This is a genomic window from Pseudomonas sp. App30 (assembly GCF_047947025.1).
Classification (GTDB): Bacteria; Pseudomonadota; Gammaproteobacteria; order Pseudomonadales; family Pseudomonadaceae; genus Aquipseudomonas.
Genome location: NZ_CP133165.1, coordinates 5,575,419 through 5,600,294 on the forward strand (window position 1 = coordinate 5,575,419; position 24,876 = coordinate 5,600,294).

The window sequence follows — 24,876 nt, forward strand, 5'->3', positions numbered from 1 at the left end:
TCAAGCGACGGCGACGACGTCGAGGATGCGCTGTATCACCCGGTCCTGGTCGATGCCGGCGGCTTCGGCCTCGAACGACAGGATGATGCGGTGGCGCAGCACGTCGAACAGCACCGCCTGGATGTCCTCGGGGCTGACGAAGTCGCGCCCCGCCAGCCAGGCGTGGGCCCGCGCGCAGCGGTCCAGGGCGATGGAGCCGCGCGGGCTGGCGCCGTAGGCGATCCATTCGGCCATTTCGGCGTCGAACTTGCTCGGGGTGCGCGTAGCCATCACCAGCTGCACCAGGTATTCCTCCACGGCGTCGGCCATGTACAGCCCGAGGATTTCCTTGCGCGCGGCAAAGATGGCCTGCTGGCTGACCCGCCGCTCGGGCTTGGTCTCGCCGTTCAGCGCTTCGCCGCGGGCCTGCTGGAGGATGCGGCGTTCGACGGCGGCGTCAGGAAAGCCGATTTTCACGTGCATCAGGAAACGGTCGAGCTGGGCCTCGGGCAGCGGGTAGGTGCCTTCCTGCTCGATGGGGTTCTGCGTGGCCATCACCAGGAACAGCGGCGACAGCTCGTAGGTGCTGCGGCCCACGCTGACCTGGCGCTCGGCCATGGCCTCCAGCAGCGCCGACTGCACCTTGGCCGGGGCACGGTTGATTTCGTCGGCCAGCACCAGGTTGTGGAAGATCGGCCCCTGCTGGAACACGAAGCTGCCGGTTTCCGGGCGGTAGATCTCGGTGCCGGTGATGTCGGCGGGCAGCAGGTCGGGGGTGAACTGGATGCGGTGGAACTGCGCCTCGATGCCTTCCGCCAGTTCCTTGATGGCCTTGGTCTTGGCCAGCCCAGGCGCGCCCTCGACCAGCATGTGGCCGTCAGCCAGCAGCACGATCAGCAGGCGGTCGATCAGTTTTTCCTGGCCGAGGATCTGGGTGGAGAGAAAGGTTCGCAGCGCGATCAGCGCTTCACGATGTTCCATCGATGAAGGTTCCTGGAGAAGGTGACCGGTGCGTCAAGATAACGCCCGGGCCGGGGGCATTACTTTAATCTATCCGGGCCTTGCAGGACTAACGCTGGCGGTAAAATCTTTGTGCGCCCGGGTGTTTCCGTGGGAGTGGGCTCTGCCCACGAAGAGGGCACCGCGTGGCATCAGGAATTACGCAGCGGTCTTTTCGCGGGTAGAACCCGCTCCCACGGGCCGGGTCAATGGCGCTCGCGCTCGTAATTGTCCAGCGTATCGCTGGCAATCAGCCGGCCCAGCTCGATCAGCTCCGGCGCCTTGTAGAACTCGAAGAACCGGCACACGCGCTTGGGCACGTTGATGAGGATGTCCGGCGGGTAGCCGGCGATCTTATACTGCGCCAGCGAGGTCTGCATCACCTCGAAGCTCTGGTTGATCAGGTCCAGCAGCGACGCCGGGCCGACGTTATCGACGATGATCGACCCCGTGGCAGAGCTGGGCGCGCCGTCTTCCTCGGGCGCGGCGGCTGGCTGCTGGGCGTTGGGCGACGCCGCGTCGGCCAGCCACGGGTTGGGCAGGATAGCCGCGGCGGGCTTCAGGGTTTCCTGCTCCAGCTGCAGCAAGGCCTCGGCCTGCTTGCGCCGGAACGGCAGGTGCGAGCCCAGGGAGCTGAGCAGCGCGTTGAAACGCTGCTTGAACGCCGCGGGCCGTTCGATCACCGGCAACTGGTATTGCTTCTGGTTGGTGGAGTTGAGGTTCACGGCAATGATCAGGTCGCAGTGGCTGGACACCACCGGCACGATGGGCAGCGGGTTGAGGATGCCGCCGTCCACCAGCATGCGGTTGCCCTGGATCACCGGCGTGAACAGGCTGGGAATCGCCGCCGAGGCGCGCATGGCCTGGTGCAGGCAGCCTTCCTGGAACCAGATCTCCTGCTGGTTGGTGAGGTCGGTGGCCACTGCCGTGTAGGGAATGCGCAGGTCCTCGATGTTCAGCTCGCCGACGATCTTGCGAATCTGCCCGAACACCTTCTCGCCGCGAATGGCCCCCAGGCGAAAGCTCACGTCCACCAGGCGCAACACGTCGAGGTAGTCCAGGCTCTCGATCCAGTTGCGGTATTCGTCCAGCTTGCCGGCGGCATAGATGCCACCCACCACCGCGCCCATGGAACAGCCGGCCACGCAGCCGATCTCATAGCCCCGGCGCTCGATTTCCTCGATCACGCCAATGTGCGCATACCCCCGGGCGCCGCCCGAGCCCAGTACCAGTGCGACGCGTTTCTTCATGCTGGAGCCCCCCGGAGCGTGGCGTTGCTTGGTGGCTTCACAATGCGCCATTGGGTGGGGGCGGGACAAGGGTGGGGCGGGGGTGTTTTGGTTTTTTGTTGGGCGGCGATCTGTAAGGCAGGGCTAATTTGCGTAATGCACAAAAATAGCCCAGCAGCCCATTGCCAGGAGGCCCAGGTAACCTGTGTTGAAAATCGTCATTAGAACCAGCCGCTGCCGGCGCGGGATCTTTACAAGGTCCGCGACGTTGACCATGCCCTGTGCATGGCATCTTTTTGGAAAACACAACAGCGTATTGATGCAGCCGACCCTGAAGGTCAGGTCGAAGAATCCATTGCTGGGCCAGTGTCGCTTGTTTTCCTGCACCCATTGCGAAGTTTCCAAAATCTTCTCCAGTGCAACAACGTTTTTGTAGCTGAAGGTATATAGGCAAGCGGCGTGAATGAGCAGCCACAGGGTGAATATGCAATACACCGTCTCGATTGTGGCCAGGGTCATTGCGCTGCCTGCCTGTATAAAAAGCGCCCTGCGTGCTCGCCGCCAGCCTGGCCTAGCATGCCTCCTGCAAAGCCACCGCCCGCGCCACCGATGACAGCACAGGCCAGCGCCCCAGGGCCCGTGGTCAGGCCCAGTGCGACTGCACAGGCCGCAGTGGCCATGACCGCTCCAACGGTACCGCCGAAGTGCGAACCCAAAATTCCGGCGCCGAGCTTTCCGGCCTCGACAAACTGTGCCTCCGTACACTCGGTTTCGCGGCCCGCGTTGCAAACCTCTTGAATTTCCAATGCGGTAGATGTGCTATCCAGGAACCATCCCACATAAGTACCTTTTTTCAACAGCCTGGCCGCGTTGGCAACTTTCGCCATTCGTTGGGCGTATTGCTTGATTTCCCCGCTTTGCCTGTATCGTCGCGTGGAGATATTGAGCATCTTTTTAATCGAGCCGCTGTTCTTCATTCCAGCCCCGTAGCGGGCCATGCCGTCCAGTTGGCCATCCAGCTTCCTGAACAGAATGGTTCGCTCGGCAATGAATCTGTTTCTGCTTTCAGTTGCCCCACCGCGCAGATACCGCGCGTGCAACCGTTCGACTTCCTTCAGGGTTTTCTCGATTTCAGCCAAGTGTTTGCTCCAGGCAGCGGTTGAAGCTCCTACCCCGAGTGCTGAGTAGCCGAGCAAACTCTGCAAAAAATCATAGTTCTTCAGCACGAAACCATCGCCACCCAGCTGATTGGCAATCATCGCCTGCTTCACGTCCCGCGCGCTTTGCATCAGCCACCCCTCTTCTACTGTGCACGCAAGGCTGGTGGTGTCGGGCACGATGATCAATTGGCCGGGCAGTACCATTGTGTTGCGGATGTGGTTGTTGAGTTGGTCGAACTTGATGGCGCTGCTGGGGGACAGTCCCAATCTTTGCTTGAGTTCACTGAAGGTCTGCAGGGGTTCGTTGATGTAGGCGTAGGGCTGGGACACGACGTGACCTCTGGCAAATGGCAGAGGGAGATGATGGAAGGGGGCAGTGGGGATGGATGTAGGGTGATTCGCTTTTGGTGGGCGGAAATGTCCGAGAAGTCAGGGAGGTGGTTCCTCCGGGATGGCTGCAGGCCAATGAATGCGGGGCCTTTAGGCATGCATGGGTAGCCAAGCCATGAAATGTAGGGGTTGTATGGCGTGATTACCGTCTCTAATCTTCTCTGCGCCGCAACGCATTGCGGCCGGGTTTGACGGCCTGTTCATCCTTCTGAAGAAAAGCAGTAACACCTGTTGCTTGCCAGCGAATCCGTTCGCCTGGGCAAACCACAATGGTTGCTGTGCGCGAGGCACGTTTACGTGCGCCGGGTTTTCTTCAGGAGCCGGTCCGTCACGCTGCGTACAGCTCCATTTCTACATGGAGATTTAAATGAACAACCACGACACCCCATGCACCGAACACGTCCCCTTCGGCAAATCCGAACAGGAGGGCCACTACCTGTTCGCCATCCAGGCGGGTATCCCCTTGCTGGAAGCGCTGGAGCAAGCCGCCCTGGCCATGCAATGCGCCACGGCCATCAACGAGGAGTTGGCCTTGGGCGACTTCCACGATGACCGGCGCCTGCGCTGGGCGGCTGTGCGCCTTGGGGAGTGGAGCGCAGCGCTGGTCGACGCCTCCATTCAAGGCCTGCTCGCACACCGCTCTGGCGCCGAGCACTAAGCTGGCTGCGCTGGCCTTCATGTGCGCTGGAGATCTTCAGCGGGGCACAGGGCCAGCGCAGCCTCCAGCAGCGGCTACGGTGCAAGCCTTTCAGGCCATGCCGCGTTCCACCAAACGTAGCAGCTGCCGAAGGCTGCGTCGCGCCGCGTAGGCGGCGCTCGATCTCAAGAGCGGCAACGCAGCATTGGCGGGCACCTGGAGGCCGTGGCGCGGTCGCCAATAGGAATCTTCGAAGAACGCCCGGTGCGCCTGCCGTGAAACCGCGTCATGGCTCAAAGGTGCATGCCTTGGTTTTTCCATGGCTCTTCAGATCGAGCGCCGCCCGCGCGGCGCGACGCAGCCTGGCGGCAGCATCTACATTTGTTGCAACGTGCCATGGCCTGATGGATAGGCGTTGCCAGCCTTTGGCGTTCGACATCAGAACGGTACCTTCCCCACCCTCAACACCACGCTGGCTTCCAAGGCCCTGCTACGCTACTTTCACGGCACTTTTTCCCTGGCCCAGCGTCTGAGCCAGCATCCAATACCGTATTTTTTTGAGGTGTCACTCCATGAAAGCCTGGATCTGCGTGCCGTTGTTTGCCTTGGCTCTGACAGGTTGTGCCGGCAAGACCGCCTACCGCGACACCTGCGCCACGCAGCTGGATGCCGCCTGGCACGAGCTGGACCTGGCCAAGGCCGAAGGTTTCGCCGGCACCGTGAGTTATTCCAAGGCGCTGTCGCTGTTGACCGGCGCCAAGACCCAGCAGCAGTTCGAGGCCTTTGACGGCTGCACCGAGAAGGCCGAGAAGGCGCGGTTCTACATTCGCGAGTCGCGCGCGGGGCGCTGACCGGTGCGTTAGCCGCAGGCTTCGGCCGGTTCGATACGGAGGGGTTGCATGATGCACAGCCAGTTATCCGCCTGCCTGGAAGCCGTGAACGAGGTGCTGCTGGGCAAGCAGCACCAGGTGCGCCTGGCCCTGACCTGCCTGATTGCCGGGGGGCACCTGCTGATCGAGGACTTGCCCGGCATGGGCAAGACCACCCTCAGCCACACCCTGGCCAAGGTCATGGGCCTGCGCTTCCAGCGCATTCAATTCACCTCCGACCTGCTGCCCAGTGACATCCTCGGCACCTCGGTGTTTGACAAGGACAGTGGCCAGTTCGTCTTCCACCCCGGGCCTATCTTCGCCGAGCTGGTGCTGGCCGACGAGATCAACCGCGCCACGCCCAAGAGCCAGAGCGCGTTGCTGGAGGCCATGGAAGAGGGCCAGGTGACCATCGAGGGCGCCACTCGGCCGCTGCCGCAACCCTTTTTCGTCATTGCCACCCAGAACCCCACCAGCCAGGGCGGCACCTTTGCCTTGCCCGAGTCGCAGCTGGACCGCTTCCTGATGCGCCTGTCCCTGGGCTACCCGGCCAAGGCGGCGGAAAAGGCCCTGCTGCTGGGCGAGTCGCGCCGCGAGCTGCTGCCGCGCATGGCCGCGGTACTCGACCATGAAGAATTGGCCGTGCTGCAGCAGCAGGCCCGCGAGGTGCGGGTCAGCGACGCGCTGGTGGATTACGTGCTGCGCCTGGTGGAAGCCACCCGCACCCAGCCGCAGTTCGCCTGGGGCCTGTCGCCGCGGGCGAGCCTGGCGCTGCTGGCGGCGGCGCGCGCCTGGGCGTTGCTGCTGGGCCGCGACTACGTGATTCCCGAGGACGTGCAGGCGGTGCTGCCGTCGGTGGTCAGCCACCGCCTGCGCGAACGCGCCGACCCCACCGGCCAAGGGGGCGGCGCGCTGGTGCAGTGGCTGCTCAAAGAGGTGGCGGCGCTGTGATCGCGCGCCTGCGCCAGGGCCTGGTCCGGTGGCAGGCACGCCGCTCGCCGGTGGCGGCGCAGGTGCAATTGGGGCAGCGGCAGATCTACATCATGCCCGACCGCAGCGGTGCCGCGTTCGGCGTGGTGCTGTTGCTGATCCTGCTGGCGGCCATCAATTACCAGAACAGCATGGCCTACGCGTTGGTGTTCCTGCTGGGCTCGGTGTTCGTGGTGGCGATCCTGCACACCTTTCGCAACCTCAGCGGCCTGCGCATCAGCGGCGCCGGCACGCCAGCGGTGTTTGCCGGTGAGCACGCACGCTTCGTGCTGCGCCTGGAAAGCGTCAACCGCGAGCACCAGGCCATCGGCGTGGGCTGGTCGGCCAACCAGCTGCAAAGCGTCGACATCGCGGCGCGCAGCGCCCTGGAGCTGGAATTGAACCTGCCCACCCTGGCGCGCGGCTGGTTGCCGGCGCCGCGCATTCGCCTGCAAAGTACCTTCCCCCTGGGCGTGCTGCGCGCCTGGAGTTATTGCAACCTGGGCCAGCAGGTGCTGGTCTACCCACGGCCGCTGGAGGGCGAGCTGCCGGTGATGGCCAGCGACCTGCAGGACGTCGAAGGCGAAGGCCAGCGCGTGGCCGGGCAGGGCGTGGATGACTACCAGGGGCTCAAGGCCTATCAGCCCGGGGACTCCTGGCGGCGGTTGCACTGGAAGGCCTATTCGCGTGGCGCACAGCTGTTGGTCAAGGAATTCGCCGACCTGCGTGGCCGCGACCTGTGCCTGGATTTCATGGCCCTGGGCGGCGACGTCGAACAGCGCCTGTCGCGGCTGTGCCACTGGGTGCTGGCCCTGTCCCGCGAGCAGCGGCCGTTCGCCCTGCGCCTGCCCGGCCTGTACCTGCCGGTGGAGTGCAGCGACGGCCACCGCGAGGCCTGCCTGCGGGCGCTGGCGCTGTACGGGCAAAAGCCATGAGCCAGGCGCCGGCCATTCCACGCATCAGCCTGGTGTGGCTGCTGCTGGCGCAGTGCCTGGTGATCGTGCCGTTCTGGCCCCACGTACCGCCCTGGATGATTGGCCTGTGGCTGGGCTGCACCCTGTGGCGCGTGCAAATTTTCCGCATGCGTGCCGCCTTCCCGGGTTTGTTGCTGAAGGTGGGCATGGTGGTGGCCACTGCCGGCGGGGTGTTCTTGTCCCGCGGCGTGTTGATTGGCCTGGACGCGGCGGCCAGCCTGCTGGTTGCGACTTTCATGCTGAAAGTGGTGGAGATGCGCAGCTCGCGCGACGCGCGGGTGTTGATCTACCTGGGCTTCTTCTGCGTGGTGGTGGCCTACTTGTACGACGCCAGCCTGCCGTGGGCGCTGTACAGCGTGCTGCCGGTGACGGCGCTGCTCACGGCCATGATCGGCCTGCAGCAGACGCGCCTGGTGGCGCGACCGCTGGCCACCCTGCGCCTGGCGCTGACCATCCTCGCCCAGGCGCTGCCGCTGATGCTGCTGTTCTTCGTGTTCTTCCCGCGCATGGAGCCCCTGTGGTCGTTGCCCATTCCCAGCAACAAATCGCAGACGGGCCTGGCGGAAAGCATGACCCCGGGCGACGTGGCCGAACTGGGCCGCTCGCCGCAACTGGTGATGCAGGTCAGCTTTGACGGGCCGATGCCGCCACGCCAGGCGCTGTATTGGCGCGCCTTCACCCTGGAGCGCTTCGACGGCGCGCGCTGGAGCCAGTCGGAGCTGTCGCGCGGGCTGCCGGTGGCGCCCTGGCAGCCCAGTGGCGCGCAATATCGCTACCGCATCATTCAACAACCGCTGGGCGGGCGCTGGTTGTATGGGCTGGACGTAGCTCGCACCGACCTGCCCGGCGCGCGGCAAATGGCCGACTTCCGCCTGCAGCGGGTGCAGCCCCAGGACCGCCCGCTGCTGTACGAGGTGACCTCGTCGCCGCAGGCCATCCGCGACCTGCAACTGAGCGAGTCCATGCGCCGCCAGGACCTGCGCCTGCCCAACGGCGGCGACCCGCGCAGCCGCCAGTGGGCCCATGAACTGCAGGCTCGCTACGCCCAGCCCGACGCACTGGTGCAGGCCATGCTGCAACGCTTTCGCGACGAGGACTATCATTACACCCTCAAGCCACCTGCGCTGGGCGCCGACAGCATCGACAGCTTCCTGTTCGACAGCCGCCGTGGCTTCTGCGCCCACTACGCCGGGGCCATGACCTTCGTGCTGCGCGCCGCTGGCATCCCGGCGCGCATGGTGGTGGGCTACCAGGGCGGCGAGCTGAACCCCGCCGGGCATTACCTGACGTTGCGCCAGTACGACGCCCATGCCTGGGTCGAGTACTGGCAGGCCGGGCGCGGCTGGCGCAGCGTGGACCCCACGGCGGCGGTGTCGCCACTGCGCATCGAGTCGGGCCCCGAGGATGCCCTGGCGGCGGACGAGGAGTTTCTTGGCGATGCACCGTTCTCGCCCCTGCGCCTGCGGCGATTTGCCTGGGTCAACGAGCTGCGCCTGGGCTGGGATAATCTCAACTATGGCTGGCAGCGCTGGGTGCTGGGCTACCAGGCGGCGCAGCAGTTGGACTTTCTCAACCGCTGGTTCAAGGACCTGGCCAGCTCGATATTGCCGGCAGGCTTGCTGGTGATGCTGGCGATATTGGCTATCGTCCTGCTAAAGCCCTGGCAACGCCCGGCCGATAGCCAGCTGCGGATTTACCAGGCGTTCGAGGTGCTGCTGGCCCGTCATGGCCTGGTGCGGGCCACGGGGGAGGGCGCCGAGGCGTTCGCCCGCCGCGCCGCGCGCCAACTGGGCGCCCAGGCGGCAGCCATCGAGGCCTTCAGTCAAACTTTCATCGGCCAGCGGTATGGTGGCCAACCGCTGGACGTTGCGGTGTTGCGTCAACAATTCAAAGCAGTGCGTGCCAGCCTTGAGGGCCTGCACCCTGCGGCGGTTCGGGAGTCGTTGTAATGTCGAAAATGCTCGATGAAGTCATCGCCCACCTGTTGGGTATCGAGGTGCGCCTGCTGGCCTGCCAGGCGCGGTTGCAGGCCGAGACCGACGCGGAGGCGCTGCACGACCTGCGCACCACCGTGCGCCGCTTGCGCAGCCTGATCCGGCCATTGCGTGGCCTGCCGGGGGTAGACCAACTGGAAGAGGCTGCCAAGGCCGTGGGCCAGTTGACCACGCCCCACCGCGACCGCGAAGTGCTGGCCGCGCACCTGCACAAGCGCGGCCACCATGACCTGGCCCAGGTGCGCGTGGCGCAGATGCGCGGGGTGTTCCCCGCCGTGGCGGCCAGTGCCGAGCTGGGGCGCCTGATTCGCATCCTCGACGGCTTCCCGCGCTTTGCCCGCGCCGCCCAGCGCCAGAAGCTGATCGGCAACCTGCGCGGGCGCATCGAGAAGCGCCTGGCCAAGCAATGGCGCCAGCTTGAGCATGCCTTGAAAGACCCAGGCCACGACCGCCATCGCCTGCGCCTGCTGATCAAGCGCGCGCGTTACGGCGCCGAGGCGTACCCGGCGCTGGACAAGGCCGACGCCAGGCTGGTCAAGCGCCTGAAGCAGGCCCAGGCCACGCTGGGTGATTGGCATGACAACTGGCAGTGGCTGTTGCAGGTGGAGCAGCAGCCCGACCTGCTGCCGTGCCTGCATGAATGGCAGGCCGGCTTGCTCAAGGGCGAGCAGCGCAGCGACCTGGCGCTGGACAAGCTGCTCGGCGCCATGGGCCATTAAGCCGGACAAATGGCCGAAATGGCGCCTGTTGCCCCGGCGCGTGCTGGTTACCATGGAACCTTTGCGTCCCGTATCGAGGTGCCGATGAAATTTGCCGAACTGCTGGCCGCCGTGCGCCAGCACCCACAGGCCGTGACCCTGCCTGCCGAATGGGCCCAGGGCCGTGCCGGCTATGGCGGGCTGATGGCGGCGTTGCTGTTCGAAGCGCTGCAGGCCAAGGTCGGCCCGGGCCAGCCGGTGCGCTCGCTGGCCATCACCTTCGTGGCGCCGGCGCCGTTGCAGGCGCCGATCAGCTTTGAGGTGGAGGTGCTGCGCGAGGGCAAGTCGGTGGTCACGCTACTGGGCCGGGCCGTGGCCGAAGGCGGCACCGTGACCCTGATGCAGGCCAGCTTCGGCGCCCCGCGCGAATCGGCCATCAGCGTTGCGGCGGAGCCTGCGGTGGCGCTCAAGCCGCTGGAGCAGAGCACGGCGCTGCCCTATATCCAGGGCGTCACCCCGGAATACATCCGTCACCTGGACCTGCGCTGGGCTATTGGCGGGCTGCCGTTCACCAACAGCCCGGGGCGGCAGATGGGCGGCTGGGTGCGCCTGCGCGACGAGCCGGTGGCAGAGCCCGTGGGCGTCGCCCACCTGCTGGCCCTGGTCGACGCCTGGCCGCCCGCGGTGCTACCGCACCTGAGCAAGCCGGCGCCGGGCAGCACCCTGAGCTGGACCATCGAATTCGTCCAACCGCTGGTGCCGCTGGGCACCCAGGACTGGTGCCGTTACTGCGCGACCATCGAGCATGCCCAGGATGGCTATGGGCACACCTCGGCGATGCTGTGGACGGCTGAGGGGGCGTTGCTTGCCATGAGCCGCCAAACCGTGACGGTGTTCGGCTGACGAGACCCTCACGCCTTGCGCAGGCCCAGCCCGGCAATCACGCCGATGACGCCCACCGCCACGGCAGGGAAACTGCCGTCCACCGCGCCTGAAGCCACCAGCAGCCCGCCCAGGCCGATCAGCGGCAGGCCGATCAGTTCGGCGGTGTGGTCGACGCTGTTGTGCCAATGAAAGTGGGGCAGGTACTTGCTCATGATGCTCTCCTCGATGCGCTACGTTGCTGCTTGAGGTAAGCGTAGTGCGGGGCAGGGCCGGGGGCGAATGAGGGTTGGCTATGGGGGTGATAGCACGCGCCTTTGGCCGCGCCGCCGATGCCTCGCCACACCTACAAGGCTGGCAACGCCTATCTATCAGGCCATGGCACGGTGCAACAAGCCGTAGGAGCCGAGCTTGCTCGCGATGCGCCGCGCGGGCGGCGCTGGATTTCGCAAGCGCTGCAAGGCTCAAGGCATGCACGCCGAAGATCTTCAGCGGACGTTCGGGCCAGCGCAGCCTGGCGGCAGCGGCTACGCGGGTTGCGGGTTGGATTCGGTGGGTTCGTCGGGAGATTGCGTCACGGCGGGCGGGTGCATGTCGGGAGAGGTGTGGCGCTCTTGAGATCGAGCGCCGTCCGCACGGCGCGACCCGGCCTAACGGCCGGTGCTACATGTGTTGCACCGTGCCATGGCCTGATGGAGAGGCGTTGCCGGCCCTTGGCGCTCGGCGAAAAAAGGTGGTGTCTTTAAAGTTTAAGTTGGCCGATCGCTCGGTTCAGCTCTGTCGCCAGGCTGGCCAGGTCGGTGCTGGTGCTGGCCGAATCCACGGTCTGCTGCACGGTGTTTTCGGTCACGTCGCGGATGCTCACCACCGCGCGGTTCATTTCTTCGGCCACTTGGCTCTGCTGTTCGGCGGCCACGGCGATCTGGGTGTTGCTTTCGCGCATCTGCGCCACCGCGCCGGTGATCTGCGCCAGGGCCTGGCCAGCTTCGCGGGCCTGCTGCACGCAGTCGTCGGCCTTGAACGAGCTTTCCTGCATGAAGTCCACGGCATCACGGGTACCGGCCTGCAGGGCGGTGACCATGGTGGTGATCTCGTCGGTGGAGGTTTGCACGCGCTTGGCCAGGCTGCGCACTTCATCGGCGACCACGGCGAAACCGCGGCCCATCTCGCCGGCGCGGGCGGCTTCGATGGCGGCGTTCAGGGCCAGCAGGTTGGTCTGCTCGGCGATGCTGTGGATCACGCCCACCACGCCGTTGATTTTCTGGCTGTCCTCGGCCAGGCGCTGGATCATCTCGGCGGTCTGCTGCACGCCGCTGGACAGGCCGGCAATGGACACCTGCACCCGGTCCACCACCTGCTGGCCGCTGCCGGCCAGGGTGTCGGCGCTTTGCGAAAGGTCGCGGGTGGCGCCGGCGTGCTGGGCGATGTGGTGGACGGTAGCGGTCATTTCGTTGATGGCGGTGGCGGCCTGGTCGGTCTCGCTCTGCTGGCCGAGCATGCCGTGGCGCACCTGGCCCATGCTGCTGGCCAGGCGCGCGGCGCCCTCGTCCAGCTGCGCAGCGGTGCGCGCCACGGTGCCGACCACGCGCTGGTAGCCGGCCTGCATGGCGTTGAAGGCCACGGCCATCTGGCCCACCTCGTCGGCGCCGGCCACCGGCACCCGGGCGGACAGGTCGCCGGTTTTCTCCACGTGCAGAATCACGTCCTTGAGGGTGTTGAGCTGGCTGAGCAGGAAGCGGATCAGCAGCTGCGAGGCGCCGAGCATGGCCAGCATCAACACCAGCACGGCGCCGGCGTACTGGGCGAAACGCTCTGCGAACACCTGAGCGAAGTCCGGGCCCACGGCACCGGGTGACAGCGCCTGCAGGTCGGCCACGCGGCCCTGTTGCTCCAGGTGGATGGCGTACAGCACCAGCAACAGGGTGGTGATGAAGGCGACCGCGTTCACGGCCCAGAATTTGTATTTGAGCGAGATGTTGCTAAGCCAGGTACCCATGGAGGTCTTCTCTGAAATCGCGGAGCATTAAAGGCAAGGTGCCATCATTGTTCCAGAAGACCATTACGCAAATGTTGATATGGGTCAAGGCAGCGTCGGCAAACCGAAGAACGCGCGCGCGCACGCGGTGGTGTGGGCGGCCAGGTCGTCAGCGCTTTCCTGGCGATGGCGAGCCACCTCGTTGAGCACCTCGGTCAGGTACGCCGGCTCGTTGCGGCCGTTCTTCGGCTTGGGCCGCAGGGTGCGCGGCAGCAGGTACGGTGCATCGCTTTCCAGCATCAGGCGGCCGCGGGGGATGTTGCCCACCAGCGGGTGCAGGTGCGTGCCGCGGCGCTCGTCGCAGATCCAGCCGGTGATGCCGATGTGCAGGTCCAGGTCCAGGTAGCTGAACAGTGCTTTCTGCTCACCGGTGAAGCAGTGCACCACGGCGGCGGGCAGGCGGTCGCGGAAGTCCTTGAGGATGTCCAGCAGGCGCAAGCTGGCGTCGCGTTCGTGGAGGAACACCGGGCGCTGCAGCTCCACGGCCAGGGCCAGGTGCTGCTCCAGCACCTTCTCCTGCTGCGGGCGCGGGGAGAAGTCGCGGTTGAAGTCCAGCCCGCATTCGCCCACCGCGCGCACCCGTGGCTGGGCCAGCAGGTCGCGCAGCTGGCGCTCGGTGTCGGCGGTCCAGTCGCTGGCGTGGTGGGGGTGGATGCCGGCGGTGCTGAACAGCCGGGTGGCGCTGTCGTCGAGGCGCTCGCACAGGGCCAGGGCCTGCTCGCTGCCGGCGATTTCAGTGCCGGTCAGCACCAGCTGCGCCACGCCGGCGGCGTAGGCGCGTTCCAGCACTGCCGCGTGCTGTTCGTCGAAGCTTGGGTTGGTCAGGTTGACGCCGATGTCGATGAGTTGCATGGTGTGCTACCTCAGGCCGCAGGCCCGACAGCATAACAGAGCGCGTGCAAGAACATTAAAGCCAAGAACTTCAAGACGTTATCGTGGTCTCTTGAGGTCGATTGAGATATCAGGCTGGAGACCCGATGCCCCGTCCCTCATTGTTGACCGTGCTGTTGCTTGCGTTGCTGGCGCCTTTGCCGGCGATGGCGCGCCTGGCCGGGCCGCCCGAAGTGGTGCACCCGGTCAAGGTTCGCGACCTGGCCGACATCCGCCAGAGCCGCGTGCTGCGCGTGCTGGTGAACCAGAGCCGCAACAGCTCCGGCGAAGTGCAGGGCGAGTGCGTGGGCATGGAATTGCATCGCCTGCGCGCCTTCGAGCAATACCTCAATGGTCACGCCAACACCGGCCAGGCCATCCATTTGAAGATCATTCCCCGGCCCAAGGAACAGCTGATCAGCGCCCTGCAACGCGGCGAGGGCGACCTGGTGGCGCCGGGCGAACTGGTGGACATGCCCGATACCCAGCTGGTCAGCGCCAGCGCCCCGGTGGTCAACGACGTGCCGCTGGTGCTGGTGGGCGCCAAGGGCGCGCGCCGCTACGGGCGTGTGGAACAACTGGCCGGCAAGACCGTGTCTCTGCCCGCCGGCAGCGCCGCCGGGGATGCCCTGCTGGCCGTCAATCAGAAGCTGGCACTGCACAAGCTGGCGCCGATCAAGGTGGAGTGGGCCGACCCCAGCCTGGCCGTGGAAGATGTGCTGGAGATGGTGCAGGCCGGCATCCTGCCGATGACCATCGTCGAGCGGCCCATCGCCCAGCGCTGGGCCAAGGTGATGCCCAAGCTGATGCTGGAGCCGGGCGTGCACCTGGGGGCGCCGCGGCAGATCACCTGGTACGTGCGCAACGACGCTTCCATGTTGCACGCCAGCGTCGACCGTTTCCTGCAGGGCTACCGGGCGCCGACCGACCAGGACGCGACCCTGACCCGTGCCTACAAAGGCCTGTACCGGGTACATAACCCGCTGGCCGCCAGCGACCGCCAGCGCCTGGAGAAACTGCGGCCGGTGCTGCAGCGCTACGCCCGCGAGCAGAACATGGACTGGCTGAACCTGGCGGCCCTGGCCTACAAGGAATCCCAGCTGGACCCGTCGGTGCGGGGCGGGGGCGGCGCCACCGGGCTGTTGCAGATCACCCCGTCGGCCGCCCGCCGGGTGGGCGTGGGCAACGTGCAGAACGTGGACAACAACGTGCAGGCCGCCGCCCGCTACCTGGCCATGATCCGCAAAAAGTTCTTCGCCAGCAGCCAGCTCAATGAGCGTGAGCGCATGGCCTTCGTGCTGGCTGCCTACAACATGGGCCCAGAGCGTGTGCAGGCCATGCGCGCCGAGGCCCGCCGGCGCGGCCTGAACCCCAACCAGTGGTTCTTCCAGGTGGAACGCGTGGCCATGGAACAGGCCGGCATGCCGGCGGTGAGCTACGTCAACAGCGTCAACAAGTACTATCTGGCCTACGACCGCGAGCGCGACACCCTCGACCCCGGCGCCATGAAAGGCCGTCGCATCGCCTTCAACCGCTGACCCTTCGCCTGACCCAAAAACCCGTAGCCGCTGCCGCAGGCTGCGCTGGCCCTTACCCACGCTGGAGATCTTCAGTGGGGTAGAGGGCCAGCGCAGCCTGCGGCAGCGGCTACGTGACCCCAAAAGATATCGAATTGTTCGATTTATATTGTCGTTTATTTGCGATTTTCTTATTCGATCGATCGATTAATATGGCCCCCATCAACTCCTACACCACTTTCGCAAGGGAATACGCCATGAACGCTTCGATCAAACGCCTCTTCACCACCAACGCCGGCCTGGGCTTCACCGTGCTGCGTATCCTGGTCGGGATCATCTTCGTCGCCCACGGCGGCCAGAAACTCTTCGGCCTGTTCGGCGGCTACGGCCTGGAAGGCACTGGCCAGTGGATGGAAAGCATCGGCATCCACCCTGGCTACTGGATGGCCCTGCTGGCCGGTAGCGGCGAGTTCTTCGGCGGCCTGGCCCTGGTCCTCGGCCTGCTGGTGCGCCCGGCGTCGCTGGTGCTGATCGTGACCCTGGTAGTGGCCATCCTCAGCGTCCACATCCACAACGGTCTGTTCATGGCCAACAACGGCTACGAATTCGCCCTGGCCCTGCTGGCCGGCACCATCGCCACCCTGGTGGAAGGCGCAGGCAAACTGTCCTTTGACCGCCTGATCAGCCGCGCCTGATACCGGTAGCCGCTGCCGCAAGGCAGCGGCTACACGCCATACCCGTCAATCAATGGCCTGAATACCCTCGTTATTGACCATTCCCCGCATTGCCCCCGCCGCCCAGCTTGCGGACAATCCTCCCCAGGATTCGCCCACGAGCCACCCCCATGCCGCAGACTATCTTCTTCGCCCACGCCAACGGTTTTCCTTCGGGTACCTACGGCAAGCTGTTCGCCCACCTGGCCCCCGACTTCAGCGTCGCGCACCTGCCGCAGCATGCCCATGACCCGCGCTTCCCGGTCACCGACAACTGGCCGGCGCTGATTGCCGAACTGGTGCACCACCTGCGCCAGCAGCCGGGGCCGGTGTGGGGCGTGGGGCATTCGTTCGGTGGCCTGCTGCACCTGTATGCCGCGCTGCAATACCCCGAGCTGTACCGCGGCGTGGTGATGCTCGACTCGCCGGCCTTGACCCTGGCCGACCAGTGGGTGATTCGCGCGGCCAAGCGCTTCGGCTTCATCGACCGCCTGACCCCGGCCGGGCGCACCCTGGGCCGCCGCGAGACGTTCGCCGACCTCGAGGCGGCGCGGGCGTATTTTTCCCGCAAGTCGCTGTTCCGTGATTTCGACCCCGAGTGCTTCGAGGCGTACCTGCAGCATGGCTTGCGCGCCGACGCCGACGGCCTGCGCCTGCGTTTCGACCCCGCCACCGAAATCGACATCTACCGCAGCGTGCCCCACGTGCGCCCGGCTAGCACCCGGCGCCTGCGCGTGCCGCTGGCGCTGGTGCACGGCGCAGAGAGCCGCGTGGTACTGAACCACCACGCGCGCATGGTGCGTGGGCTGGCCCAGGGCGAAACCCACCGGGTGGCCGGCGGGCACATGTTCCCGTTGGAACACCCGCTGGCGACCGCCGACCTGCTCAAGGGCATTGTCGGCCGCTGGCAGCAAGGCCAGGCGGCGTGCGCATGAGCAGTGGCGTGGAGGAAATTCGCCTGAGCCTGCCGCACATCGAACTGGCGGCGCACGTATTTGGCCCGGCCAACGGCCGCCCGGTGATCGCCCTGCACGGCTGGCTCGACAACGCCAACAGCTTCGCGCGCCTGGCGCCCCGGCTCGAAGGCCTGCGCATCCTGGCCCTGGACATGGCCGGGCACGGCCTGTCCCAGCACCGCCCGGCCGGCGCCGGCTATTCGCTGTACGACTACGCCCACGACGTGCTGCAGGTGGCCGAACAGCTGGGCTGGCAGCGCTTTTCACTGCTGGGCCATTCCCTGGGGGCGATTGTCTCGGTGGTGCTGGCCGGGGCGCTGCCCGAACGCGTGGAGCGGCTGGCGCTGATCGATGCGGTGCTGCCGCCGGGCTCGCCGGGGCCTGGCACCGCCGAGCGCTTCGGCCAGGCCTTGCTGGAGCAGGTGGCCCTGCCGGGCAAGCGCAAGTCGGTGTACCCGGACTTCGACCGCGGCGTGGAAGTGCGCATGCAAGGCATGGTGGCGGTGAGCCGCGAGGCCGCCGAGCTGCTGGCCCAGCGCGGCCTGATGCCGGTGCCCGGCGGCTACAGCTGGCGCAGCGACAGCCGCCTGACCCTGCCCACGCCACTGCGCATGAGCGAAGAGCAGGGCTGGTCGTTCGTGCAGCGCATCGCCTGCCCGGCGCACCTGGTGGTGGCCGAGGAGGGCATGCTGGCCAAGCACGCGGGGCTACTGGCGCGGCTACCCTTCAGTCACGAGCGCCTGCCCGGCGGCCATCACCTGCACCTGAACGACGAGGCCGGCGCTGCTCTTGTAGCAAGCTGTTTCAATCGCTTCTTCGCCATGCCTTGACTTGCGGTGGCCAAGTGCCGAGGCTTGGCGTGCTTAATGGGAAGCCGAGCATCGACAGGGAGACCTCCATGAACCACCGCCATACCGCCGCGGCAGCCCCGCGATGAGGGCATGCCTGTTCGCCTTCACCCTTGCCGCAGCCGTGAGTGCCACCGCCGCGGACCTGGCCAACGTGCCGCCGCCCGCCGACGCCCAGGTGGTGGACCAGAAGCCCGCCGCCGAAGCCGAGCGCACCTACCCTCTGGGTTCGGTGCGCAAGATCAGCAACCAGCTGCGCATGGACGCCCAGGTCACCGCCCGTGGCCAGGTCAGCTCGGTGACCTACGAACTGGCCAGCGGCGCACTGGCCACCGACGCCCTCAACGCCGCGCGCCAGGGCCTGCAGGACCAGGGCAGCCAGGTGCTGTTCTGGTGCGAGGCGCGCGACTGCGGTGAGTCCAGCCTGTGGGCCAACGAGATCTTCGCCAACGCCAAGCTGGTGGGCGCCGACGAGCAGCAAAGCGTGATCCTGCTGCGCCACGCCGACTCCGGCCAGGACACCCTGGTGGCGCTCTACGCCATCAACCGCGGCGGCCGTCGCGCCTACCTGCACGTGGAGCAGTTCGTCGCCGCCAGCCCCCTGGGCACGCTGCTGCCGACCCCGGCCACGCTGCTGCGCGAGCTGCGCGGCACCGGCCGCCTGGACTACCCTGACTTGGGCGTGACGCCGCCCCCGCCGGCCTGGGTGGCGCTGCTGGCGCGCAGCCTGAACCAGGACAGCACCTTGCGCGTGACCCTGGCCGGGCCCGCCGCCGAACCCTGGCGCCAGGCGCTGGTGGCCCAGGGCGTGCGCGCCGCGCGCCTGGAACTGGGCGACCCGGCGAAAAGCGGCCTGCACATCGACCTGATTCGCTGAGGAGTAGCGCCTGCCATGACGCTCAACAACGACCGCCTGCTGGTGCAGATCATCCTGCTGGTGCTGCTGGGCGCCTGCCTGTGGGTGATGGCGCCGTTCATCTCGGCGCTGCTGTGGGGCGCCATCCTCGCCTACGCCAGCTGGCCGCTGATGCGCCTGCTGACCCGCTGGTTGGGCGGCCGCGAGACCCTGGCGGCCAGCATCCTCACCCTGGGCTGGATCCTGCTGGTGATACTGCCGCTGGTGTGGCTGGGCTTCAACCTGGCCGACCACATCCGCGACGCCATCACCTTCGTGCGTGACGTGCAGGTGGACGGCCTGCCGGCAGCGCCGGACTGGCTGCAGGCCCTGCCGCTGGTGGGCCCGCGCCTGGCCACCTGGTGGGACACCCTCGACCAGCAGGGCGCCGCGCTGATGCTCAGCGTCAAGCCGTACCTGGGCCAGGTGGGCAACTGGCTGCTGGCGCGTAGCGCGCAGATCGGCGGCGGCATCCTGGAGCTGACCCTGAGCCTGGTGTTCGTGTTCTTCTTTTATCGCGACGGGCCGCGGCTGGCGGCGTTCGTGCTGCGCCTGCTGGAACGCCTGGTAGGCGAGCGCGCCGAATATTACCTGGACTTGGTGGCGGGCACCGTGCAGCGGGTGGTCAACGGCGTGATCGGCACGGCGGCGGCGCAGGCAGTGCTGGCGCTGATCGGCTTCCTGATCGCGGGTATTCCAGGGGCGCTGGTGCTGGGCATCGTGACGTTCCTGCTCAGCCTGATCCCCATGGGGCCGCCGCTGGCATGGATACCGGCGACGGCCTGGCTGGCGTGGAAGGGCGAGTACGGCATGGCGGTGTTTCTGGGGGTGTGGGGCACGTTCATCATCAGTGGCGTGGACAACGTACTCAAGCCCTACCTGATCAGCCGCGGCGGTGACCTGCCGCTGGTGATCGTGTTGCTGGGGGTGTTCGGCGGCCTGCTGGCGTTCGGCTTCATCGGCCTGTTCATCGGCCCGACGCTGCTCGCCATCGGCTACAGCCTGCTGCTGGACTGGACCCGCAGCGGCCACGGCGCCGCGCACAAGCCCTGAGACGGGCAGCCCGAAGGCTGCCCGCGGCGTAAAGGTCAGGCGGCTGTGGTCAGCTGACTGCCCACGGTTTGTTGCGCGTCGGTGGCGTACTGCTTGGTCAGGGCGGCGATCATCTTGTTCAGCGCCGCCGCGGTATCGCTGCTGGCGGTGTCCGAACTGCTGCTGCCACTGCTGCTCTGGTCACCCGAGGACTGCAGGGCGGCGGCCAGTTCCGAGGCGCTGACGGTGCCGTCCTTGTTGGTGTCCAGGTCACTGAAGACTTCGCTGGCCAGGCTGCTGGACGACGAGGTGGAGCTGCTGGACGAACTGCTGGACGACGAGCTGGTGGCGCTCAAGGCGCTGCTCAGTTCGGTCTCGGTGATGCTGCCATCGTCGTTGCTGTCCAGCGCGCTGAACAGGTCATCGCTGGAGACGCTGGTCGGTGGCGGCGGAGGTGGGGGCTGCATGGCTGCGGCCAGTTCGTCCTTGCTCACGGTGCCATCGCCGTTGCTGTCCAGCGCCGAGAACAGCTGGCTGCTGTCATCGGTGGTGTCGCCGGCGGCGCTCAGGGCCGAGCTCAGCTCGTCGCTGCTGATGGAACCGCTGCCGTCGCTGTCGATGGCGCTCATCAGGTCGTCGACCGCGTCGGTGTTCGGCGCGCTGTCCTGGGTGGGCGGTGCCGGTGGCTGCAGGGCCGCCATCTCGTCCAGGGTCAGGCCATCGTCCGAGTCGCTGTCCAGGCTGCTGAAATTCTTGCTCAGCGTGACCAGGATACCGCCGTCGTTGCTGGTGCCACTGCTCGAACTTTTGGAAATCGCCGTGTTCAGCTCGTCGCTGCTGACCTCGCCGTTGCCGTCGGTGTCGAGGCTGGCGAACAGCTCTTCCTGGAACTTCTTCAGTTGCGCGCTGGCGCTGGTGCTGCTGGTGCTTGTGTAGTTGGAATAGCTACTGCTGCTTACGCCGCTTATGGATGACATTGGGTGTGCTCCCCTGTTGTATGCCGGTTACAAACCGCCGGCGTGTAAAGAATCTATCGGGGGAATGTCGAGAGTGTGTGGGGTTTGTAAGGGGCGGGACATGGGGGCGGGGGTTTATAGCGAAAGCGTAGATTGGCCATCCGACATAATCGCCAACCCCACATCTATTGTGGGAGCTGGCTTGCCAGCGAGCTGTTGGCGCCCTAAAGCTCGCTGGCAAGCCAGCTCCCACAAAAAATGGCCGCGACGGGGAGGGACTCAGCGGGGGAGGCGAATGACGGCAGTGAGGCCGCCGCCCGGTGTTTCTTCCAGGCTCAACTGCCCGCCCAGGCGCTGGCACGCCTCGCGGGCGATGGTCATGCCCAAACCGACGCCGCCGGAGTTGCGGTTGCGCGAGCCTTCCAGGCGGAAGAACGGCTCGAACACCGCTTCGCGCTTGTCGGCGCTGATGCCGGGGCCGTGGTCGATGACGCGGATGGTCACGGCGTCGCGGGTGTCGTCGATGTCCACCAGGGTGGCGCCGCCGTAGCGCAGGGCGTTGTCCATCAGGTTGCTGATGCACGAGCGCAGGGCCATGGGCTGTACTTGCAGCGGCGCACAGGTGCCCCGGGCCTGCACGGCCGCGCCATGGTCCTGGGCGTTCTCCACCAGCGACTCCACCAGCGCCTGCAGGTCATACCATTGCAGCGCCTCGCTGGTGCGCTGCTCGTGCAGGTAGGTCAGGGTGGCGTCGAGCATGCCGATCATGTCGTCCAGGTCCTGGCGCATCTGGCCCTGCAGCTTCTCGTTGTCGATCTGCTCCAGGCGCAGCTTGAGCCGCGACAGCGGCGTGCGCAGGTCATGGGACACGGCGCCGAGCATGCGCGCCCGTTGCTGCACCTGCTCGCGGATGCGTTGCTGCATGCGGTTAAAGGTGTGCGCCACCTGGCGAGCTTCCAGCGGGCCGGTCTCTTCCAGGGGCGGGGCGTCGAGGTTTTCACTCAGCCGCTCGGCCGCTTCGCTGAAGCGGCGGATGGGCCGCGACAGGGCCTTGGCGCCGAACCAGGCGGCCACCACCAGGGTGATCAGCTGGAACAGCAGCGGCACGACAGGCCCGCCGAACAGCGGCGGCGGTGGCCGGTGTTCTTCCTCGCGCAGCTCCTTGGCGCCGAAATCGGCCAGCGCTTCGGGCGAAGGATTGGGGCCCAGCTCCGCGCGCAACTCACGCAGGTGCTCGCGGTGGGGCGGTGGCGGGAAGCCGTACTGCTGGAACCAGAGGAAGGCCAGCAGGTGGGCGAAGATGATGGCAATCAGTGACACGCCGAACAGGCGGGCGAACAGCGTATCAGGGCTGCGCATCAACCAATGTCTCTCGCATCGAAGAGGTAGCCTTCACCGCGCACGGTCTTGATCAGCTGGGGTGCCTTGGGGTCGTCGCCCAGCTTCTGGCGCAGGCGCGATACCAGCAGGTCGATGCTGCGGTCGAACGCTTCGATGGAACGGCCGCGGGCGGCGTCCAGCAGTTGTTCGCGGCTGAGCACGCGGCGTGGACGCTCCAGGAACACCCACAGCAGGCGGAATTCGGCGTTGGACAGCGGCACCACCAGGCCATCGGAGGAGATCAGCTGGCGCAGCACGCTGTTCAGGCGCCAGTTGTCGAAGCGCACATTGGCACGCTGCTCGGTGCGGTCGTCGCGCACGCGGCGCAGGATGGTCTGGATGCGCGCTACCAGTTCACGTGGCTCGAACGGCTTGGCCATGTAGTCGTCGGCGCCCAGTTCCAGGCCGATGATGCGGTCGGTCGGCTCGCAGCGGGCGGTCAGCATCAGGATCGGGATGTCGGATTCGGCGCGCAGCCAGCGGCACAGCGACAGGCCGTCTTCGCCCGGCAGCATCAGGTCCAGCACCACCACGTCGAAGTTTTCTTCCAGCAGCGCCTGGCGCATGCCTTCCCCGTCGCTGACGCCCAGGGCCAGGATGCCGAAGCGGGCCAGGTAGTCGATCAGCAGTTCGCGAATCGGCACGTCGTCATCCACGATCAGGGCACGGGTGTTCCAGCGTTTGTCATCGTCGCCGACGAGGTTCTTGCTGGCATCGCTGAGAGGGAGCGGGGTGTTCTGCATGCTTGCGTTCATCTGCCTGGTATTGCTGCCAGCCGCGACGACGGGGCCGCGTCAGTTACCCGGAGGGTAAGCGTTCGCCCGGCGGGCTGGTAGTCATGTTCGGATTGGGAGCGGCCAGCGAGGGTCACTCGCAGGCGTGTCGCTGGAATGTCCTGTATGTATCAAGCTCGATACATTTGGCTACATTTTTCCCGTTTCGTTCCGGCAATCGCTCTACATCGGCATTCTTTACGAAAACTTTATGCCGGTCTTTCCCCTTCAGTCTCGTTCCTTTACGGCCTGGTTTCCGACAATACCGACCAATGGCCCCGTGAGGGGCTGGCGATTCCAACGAGGAGAAAGGCCATGAACGTGCTGGATGGGGTGGCACTGCTGCTGGCAGCAGGGCTGTTTGTGTATCTGACGGTGGCGCTGTTGCGCGCCGACCGGCACTAGGAGCGACCATGCACAGCTATGACTATGGGCTGCTCCTGGCCTTCCTGGCCCTGGTGCTGGTCCCGGCGCCCTTCTTGGGCCGCTTTTACTACAACGTCATGGAAGGCCAGCGCACCTGGCTCACGCCTGTGCTTGGCCCGGTGGAGCGCGGCTGCTACCGCCTGGCCGGGGTGGACCCGGCGCAAGAGCAAAGCTGGCAGCGCTACACCCTGGCCATGCTGGCCTTCAACCTGGCCGGGTTCGTGCTGTTGATGGGCGTGCTGCTGTTCCAGCAGTACCTGCCCGCCAACCCGCAGCACCTGCCGGGCATGGAGTGGTCGCTGGCCTTCAACACCGCGGTGAGTTTCGTCACCAACACCAACTGGCAATCCTACAGCGGCGAGGCGTCCCTGAGCTACTTCAGCCAGATGGTCGGCCTCACCGTGCAGAATTTCGTCAGCGCCGCCACGGGCCTGGCGGTGCTGGTGGCGCTGTGCCGTGGCATTGGCCGGCGCTCGGCGAAAACCCTCGGCAACTTCTGGGCCGACATGACCCGCGCCACCCTCTATGGCCTGCTGCCGTTGTGCCTGGTGCTGGCGCTGATCCTGGTGTGGCAGGGCGTGCCGCAGACCTTCATGCATTACGTCAGCGCCGTGACCGTGCAGGGCGCCGACCAGCTCATCCCGCTGGGCCCGGCAGCCAGCCAGATCGCCATCAAGCAGCTGGGCACCAACGGCGGCGGCTTCTTCGGCGTCAACTCGGCTCACCCCTTCGAGAACCCCACGGCCCTGAGCAACCTGCTGGAGGTGGTGTCGATCATCCTGATTCCGGTGGCGCTGGTGTTTACCTTCGGCCACTACGTGAAGGACATGCGTCAGAGCCGGGCGATCATCGCCTGCATGTTCGCGCTGTTCCTGATCGGTGGCGGCGTGGCGCTGTACGGCGAGTACCAGCCCAACCCGACGCTGCAAAGCGCCCAGGTGGAACAGGCGCCGCCGCTGGAAGGCAAGGAGGCGCGCTTCGGCACCACGGCCTCGGCGCTATGGGCAGTGACCACCACGGCGGCGTCCAACGGTTCGGTCAACGCCATGCATGACAGCCTCAACCCGCTCACCGGCATGGTCGCGCTGGTGAACATGATGGTCGGCGAGGTGATCTTCGGCGGCGTCGGTGCCGGGCTCTACGGCATGCTGCTGAATGTGCTGACGGCGGTGTTCCTGGCCGGGCTGATGATTGGCCGCACGCCCGAATACCTGGGCAAGAAGATCCAGGCCGCGGAAGTAAAACTGCTGGTGGTGACCCTGCTGGTGATGCCTGTCGGTGTGCTGGTGCTGGGTGCCATCGCCGCCAGCCTGGCAGGCCCGGCGTCGGCGGTGAGCAACCCCGGCCCCCACGGCTTCAGCCAGTTGCTGTACGCCTACACCTCGGCCAGCGCCAACAACGGCTCGGCGTTCGGCGGCTTCAGCGCCAACACCGTGTTCCACAACCTGATGCTGGGCCTGGGCATGTTGATCGGCCGCTTCGGCTACATCCTGCCGATCATGGCCCTGGCCGGCAGCCTGGCGCTGAAGAAGACCGCGCCGCTGGGCAACAACAGCTTCCCCACCCACGGCCCGCTGTTCGTCACCCTGCTGACGGTGACCATCCTGCTGGTGGGTGGCCTGACCTTCCTGCCGACCCTGGCACTGGGGCCGATCGCTGAACAACTGAGCCTGGGCTTCTAAGGACCATGACCAT

26 protein-coding genes are annotated in these 24,876 nt (G+C 66.3%); 15 read left to right on the forward strand and 11 right to left on the reverse strand.

The window, feature by feature from the left end:
• The 4 genes from RAM80_RS25670 to RAM80_RS25685 form a co-directional block, all read right to left on the reverse strand.
• Positions 1 to 960, reverse strand: a complete 960-nt coding sequence (locus RAM80_RS25670) for an AAA family ATPase (protein WP_416423198.1) — start codon at positions 958 to 960, stop codon at positions 1 to 3.
• A 224-nt stretch (positions 961 to 1,184) separates the two neighbouring features.
• Positions 1,185 to 2,228 carry a patatin-like phospholipase family protein gene (locus RAM80_RS25675; protein WP_416423199.1) on the reverse strand — a complete coding sequence of 348 codons (1,044 nt, stop codon included), beginning with the start codon at positions 2,226 to 2,228 and terminating at the stop codon, positions 1,185 to 1,187.
• A gap of 123 nt (positions 2,229 to 2,351) precedes the next feature.
• A complete protein-coding gene (locus RAM80_RS25680) occupies positions 2,352 to 2,726 on the reverse strand; it encodes a hypothetical protein (protein WP_416423200.1) in 375 nt (124 codons plus the stop codon).
• Entirely contained in the window at positions 2,723 to 3,697 is a 975-nt protein-coding gene (locus tag RAM80_RS25685) for a hypothetical protein (protein ID WP_416423201.1), read from the reverse strand. Before RAM80_RS25685 ends, RAM80_RS25680 begins: the two co-directional genes overlap by 4 nt.
• Before the next feature lie 427 nt (positions 3,698 to 4,124).
• Here RAM80_RS25685 and RAM80_RS25690 point away from each other — a divergent pair, with 427 nt between their 5' ends.
• A complete protein-coding gene (locus tag RAM80_RS25690) occupies positions 4,125 to 4,415 on the forward strand; it encodes a DUF3077 domain-containing protein (protein WP_416423202.1) in 291 nt (96 codons plus the stop codon).
• Positions 4,416 to 4,680: 265 nt separating this feature from the next.
• Here RAM80_RS25690 and RAM80_RS25695 read toward each other — a convergent pair whose 3' ends face one another.
• The gene (locus tag RAM80_RS25695; RefSeq protein ID WP_416423203.1) at positions 4,681 to 4,833 is read right to left on the reverse strand and encodes a hypothetical protein; all 153 of its coding nucleotides are present in this window, start codon (positions 4,831 to 4,833) and stop codon (positions 4,681 to 4,683) included.
• A 133-nt stretch (positions 4,834 to 4,966) separates the two neighbouring features.
• Between RAM80_RS25695 and RAM80_RS25700 the strand changes: the two genes are divergently transcribed.
• From RAM80_RS25700 to RAM80_RS25725, 6 genes are all read left to right on the forward strand, one after another.
• Complete coding sequence (locus tag RAM80_RS25700; RefSeq protein ID WP_416423204.1) at positions 4,967 to 5,245, forward strand: hypothetical protein; 279 nt, start codon at positions 4,967 to 4,969, stop codon at positions 5,243 to 5,245.
• A gap of 51 nt (positions 5,246 to 5,296) precedes the next feature.
• Positions 5,297 to 6,214 (forward strand): AAA family ATPase, encoded by a 918-nt coding sequence (locus tag RAM80_RS25705; protein ID WP_416427561.1) that lies wholly within the window; start codon positions 5,297 to 5,299, stop codon positions 6,212 to 6,214.
• Positions 6,184 to 7,167, forward strand: a complete 984-nt coding sequence (locus tag RAM80_RS25710) for a DUF58 domain-containing protein (protein ID WP_416423205.1) — start codon at positions 6,184 to 6,186, stop codon at positions 7,165 to 7,167. Before RAM80_RS25705 ends, RAM80_RS25710 begins: the two co-directional genes overlap by 31 nt.
• The gene (locus RAM80_RS25715) at positions 7,164 to 9,155 is read left to right on the forward strand and encodes a transglutaminase TgpA family protein (protein ID WP_416423206.1); all 1,992 of its coding nucleotides are present in this window, start codon (positions 7,164 to 7,166) and stop codon (positions 9,153 to 9,155) included. Before RAM80_RS25710 ends, RAM80_RS25715 begins: the two co-directional genes overlap by 4 nt.
• Complete coding sequence (locus RAM80_RS25720) at positions 9,155 to 9,919, forward strand: CHAD domain-containing protein (protein WP_416423207.1); 765 nt, start codon at positions 9,155 to 9,157, stop codon at positions 9,917 to 9,919. The genes RAM80_RS25715 and RAM80_RS25720 overlap by 1 nt, the downstream gene beginning before the upstream one ends.
• A gap of 84 nt (positions 9,920 to 10,003) precedes the next feature.
• The gene (locus tag RAM80_RS25725; RefSeq protein WP_416423208.1) at positions 10,004 to 10,801 is read left to right on the forward strand and encodes an acyl-CoA thioesterase; all 798 of its coding nucleotides are present in this window, start codon (positions 10,004 to 10,006) and stop codon (positions 10,799 to 10,801) included.
• Between the two features lie 8 nt (positions 10,802 to 10,809).
• Here the strand turns inward: RAM80_RS25725 and RAM80_RS25730 are convergent, their stop codons facing one another.
• From RAM80_RS25730 to RAM80_RS25740, 3 genes are all read right to left on the reverse strand, one after another.
• Positions 10,810 to 10,995 carry a hypothetical protein gene (locus RAM80_RS25730; RefSeq protein WP_416423209.1) on the reverse strand — a complete coding sequence of 62 codons (186 nt, stop codon included), beginning with the start codon at positions 10,993 to 10,995 and terminating at the stop codon, positions 10,810 to 10,812.
• A 527-nt stretch (positions 10,996 to 11,522) separates the two neighbouring features.
• Positions 11,523 to 12,776, reverse strand: coding sequence for a methyl-accepting chemotaxis protein (locus tag RAM80_RS25735; protein WP_416423210.1), 1,254 nt, complete (start codon positions 12,774 to 12,776; stop codon positions 11,523 to 11,525).
• Between the two features lie 84 nt (positions 12,777 to 12,860).
• Positions 12,861 to 13,667: a TatD family hydrolase gene (locus tag RAM80_RS25740; protein ID WP_416423211.1), complete on the reverse strand. Its 807-nt coding sequence runs from the start codon at positions 13,665 to 13,667 to the stop codon at positions 12,861 to 12,863.
• A 125-nt stretch (positions 13,668 to 13,792) separates the two neighbouring features.
• On the opposite strand from RAM80_RS25740, the gene RAM80_RS25745 reads away from it, so the two are divergent.
• The 6 genes from RAM80_RS25745 (at position 13,793) to RAM80_RS25770 (ending at position 19,667) form a co-directional block, all read left to right on the forward strand.
• Positions 13,793 to 15,223, forward strand: coding sequence for a transglycosylase SLT domain-containing protein (locus RAM80_RS25745; RefSeq protein WP_416423212.1), 1,431 nt, complete (start codon positions 13,793 to 13,795; stop codon positions 15,221 to 15,223).
• 236 nt (positions 15,224 to 15,459) lie between these two features.
• A complete protein-coding gene (locus tag RAM80_RS25750; protein WP_416423213.1) occupies positions 15,460 to 15,897 on the forward strand; it encodes a DoxX family protein in 438 nt (145 codons plus the stop codon).
• A gap of 149 nt (positions 15,898 to 16,046) precedes the next feature.
• On the forward strand, positions 16,047 to 16,850 hold the full coding sequence (locus tag RAM80_RS25755; protein ID WP_416423214.1) for an alpha/beta fold hydrolase: 804 nt from the start codon (positions 16,047 to 16,049) through the stop codon (positions 16,848 to 16,850).
• Entirely contained in the window at positions 16,847 to 17,701 is an 855-nt protein-coding gene (locus RAM80_RS25760; RefSeq protein ID WP_416423215.1) for an alpha/beta hydrolase, read from the forward strand. Before RAM80_RS25755 ends, RAM80_RS25760 begins: the two co-directional genes overlap by 4 nt.
• A 103-nt stretch (positions 17,702 to 17,804) precedes the next feature.
• Positions 17,805 to 18,596 carry a DUF4892 domain-containing protein gene (locus RAM80_RS25765; protein ID WP_416423216.1) on the forward strand — a complete coding sequence of 264 codons (792 nt, stop codon included), beginning with the start codon at positions 17,805 to 17,807 and terminating at the stop codon, positions 18,594 to 18,596.
• Between the two features lie 15 nt (positions 18,597 to 18,611).
• Positions 18,612 to 19,667 carry an AI-2E family transporter gene (locus RAM80_RS25770; protein ID WP_416423217.1) on the forward strand — a complete coding sequence of 352 codons (1,056 nt, stop codon included), beginning with the start codon at positions 18,612 to 18,614 and terminating at the stop codon, positions 19,665 to 19,667.
• A 35-nt stretch (positions 19,668 to 19,702) separates the two neighbouring features.
• Here the strand turns inward: RAM80_RS25770 and xopAW are convergent, their stop codons facing one another.
• The 3 genes from xopAW to RAM80_RS25785 form a co-directional block, all read right to left on the reverse strand.
• Positions 19,703 to 20,623: a XopAW family type III secretion system calcium-binding effector gene (gene xopAW / locus RAM80_RS25775; protein WP_416423218.1), complete on the reverse strand. Its 921-nt coding sequence runs from the start codon at positions 20,621 to 20,623 to the stop codon at positions 19,703 to 19,705.
• A 258-nt stretch (positions 20,624 to 20,881) separates the two neighbouring features.
• Positions 20,882 to 21,961, reverse strand: a complete 1,080-nt coding sequence (locus tag RAM80_RS25780; protein ID WP_416423219.1) for a sensor histidine kinase — start codon at positions 21,959 to 21,961, stop codon at positions 20,882 to 20,884.
• A complete protein-coding gene (locus RAM80_RS25785; RefSeq protein WP_008371971.1) occupies positions 21,961 to 22,725 on the reverse strand; it encodes a response regulator in 765 nt (254 codons plus the stop codon). The genes RAM80_RS25780 and RAM80_RS25785 overlap by 1 nt, the downstream gene beginning before the upstream one ends.
• Positions 22,726 to 23,070: 345 nt before the next feature.
• On the opposite strand from RAM80_RS25785, the gene kdpF reads away from it, so the two are divergent.
• Together kdpF and kdpA are read left to right on the forward strand one after the other, a co-directional pair.
• The gene (kdpF, locus tag RAM80_RS25790) at positions 23,071 to 23,160 is read left to right on the forward strand and encodes a K(+)-transporting ATPase subunit F (protein WP_416423220.1); all 90 of its coding nucleotides are present in this window, start codon (positions 23,071 to 23,073) and stop codon (positions 23,158 to 23,160) included.
• A gap of 8 nt (positions 23,161 to 23,168) precedes the next feature.
• A complete protein-coding gene (kdpA, locus tag RAM80_RS25795; RefSeq protein ID WP_416423221.1) occupies positions 23,169 to 24,863 on the forward strand; it encodes a potassium-transporting ATPase subunit KdpA in 1,695 nt (564 codons plus the stop codon).
• Positions 24,864 to 24,876 lie beyond the last annotated feature (13 nt).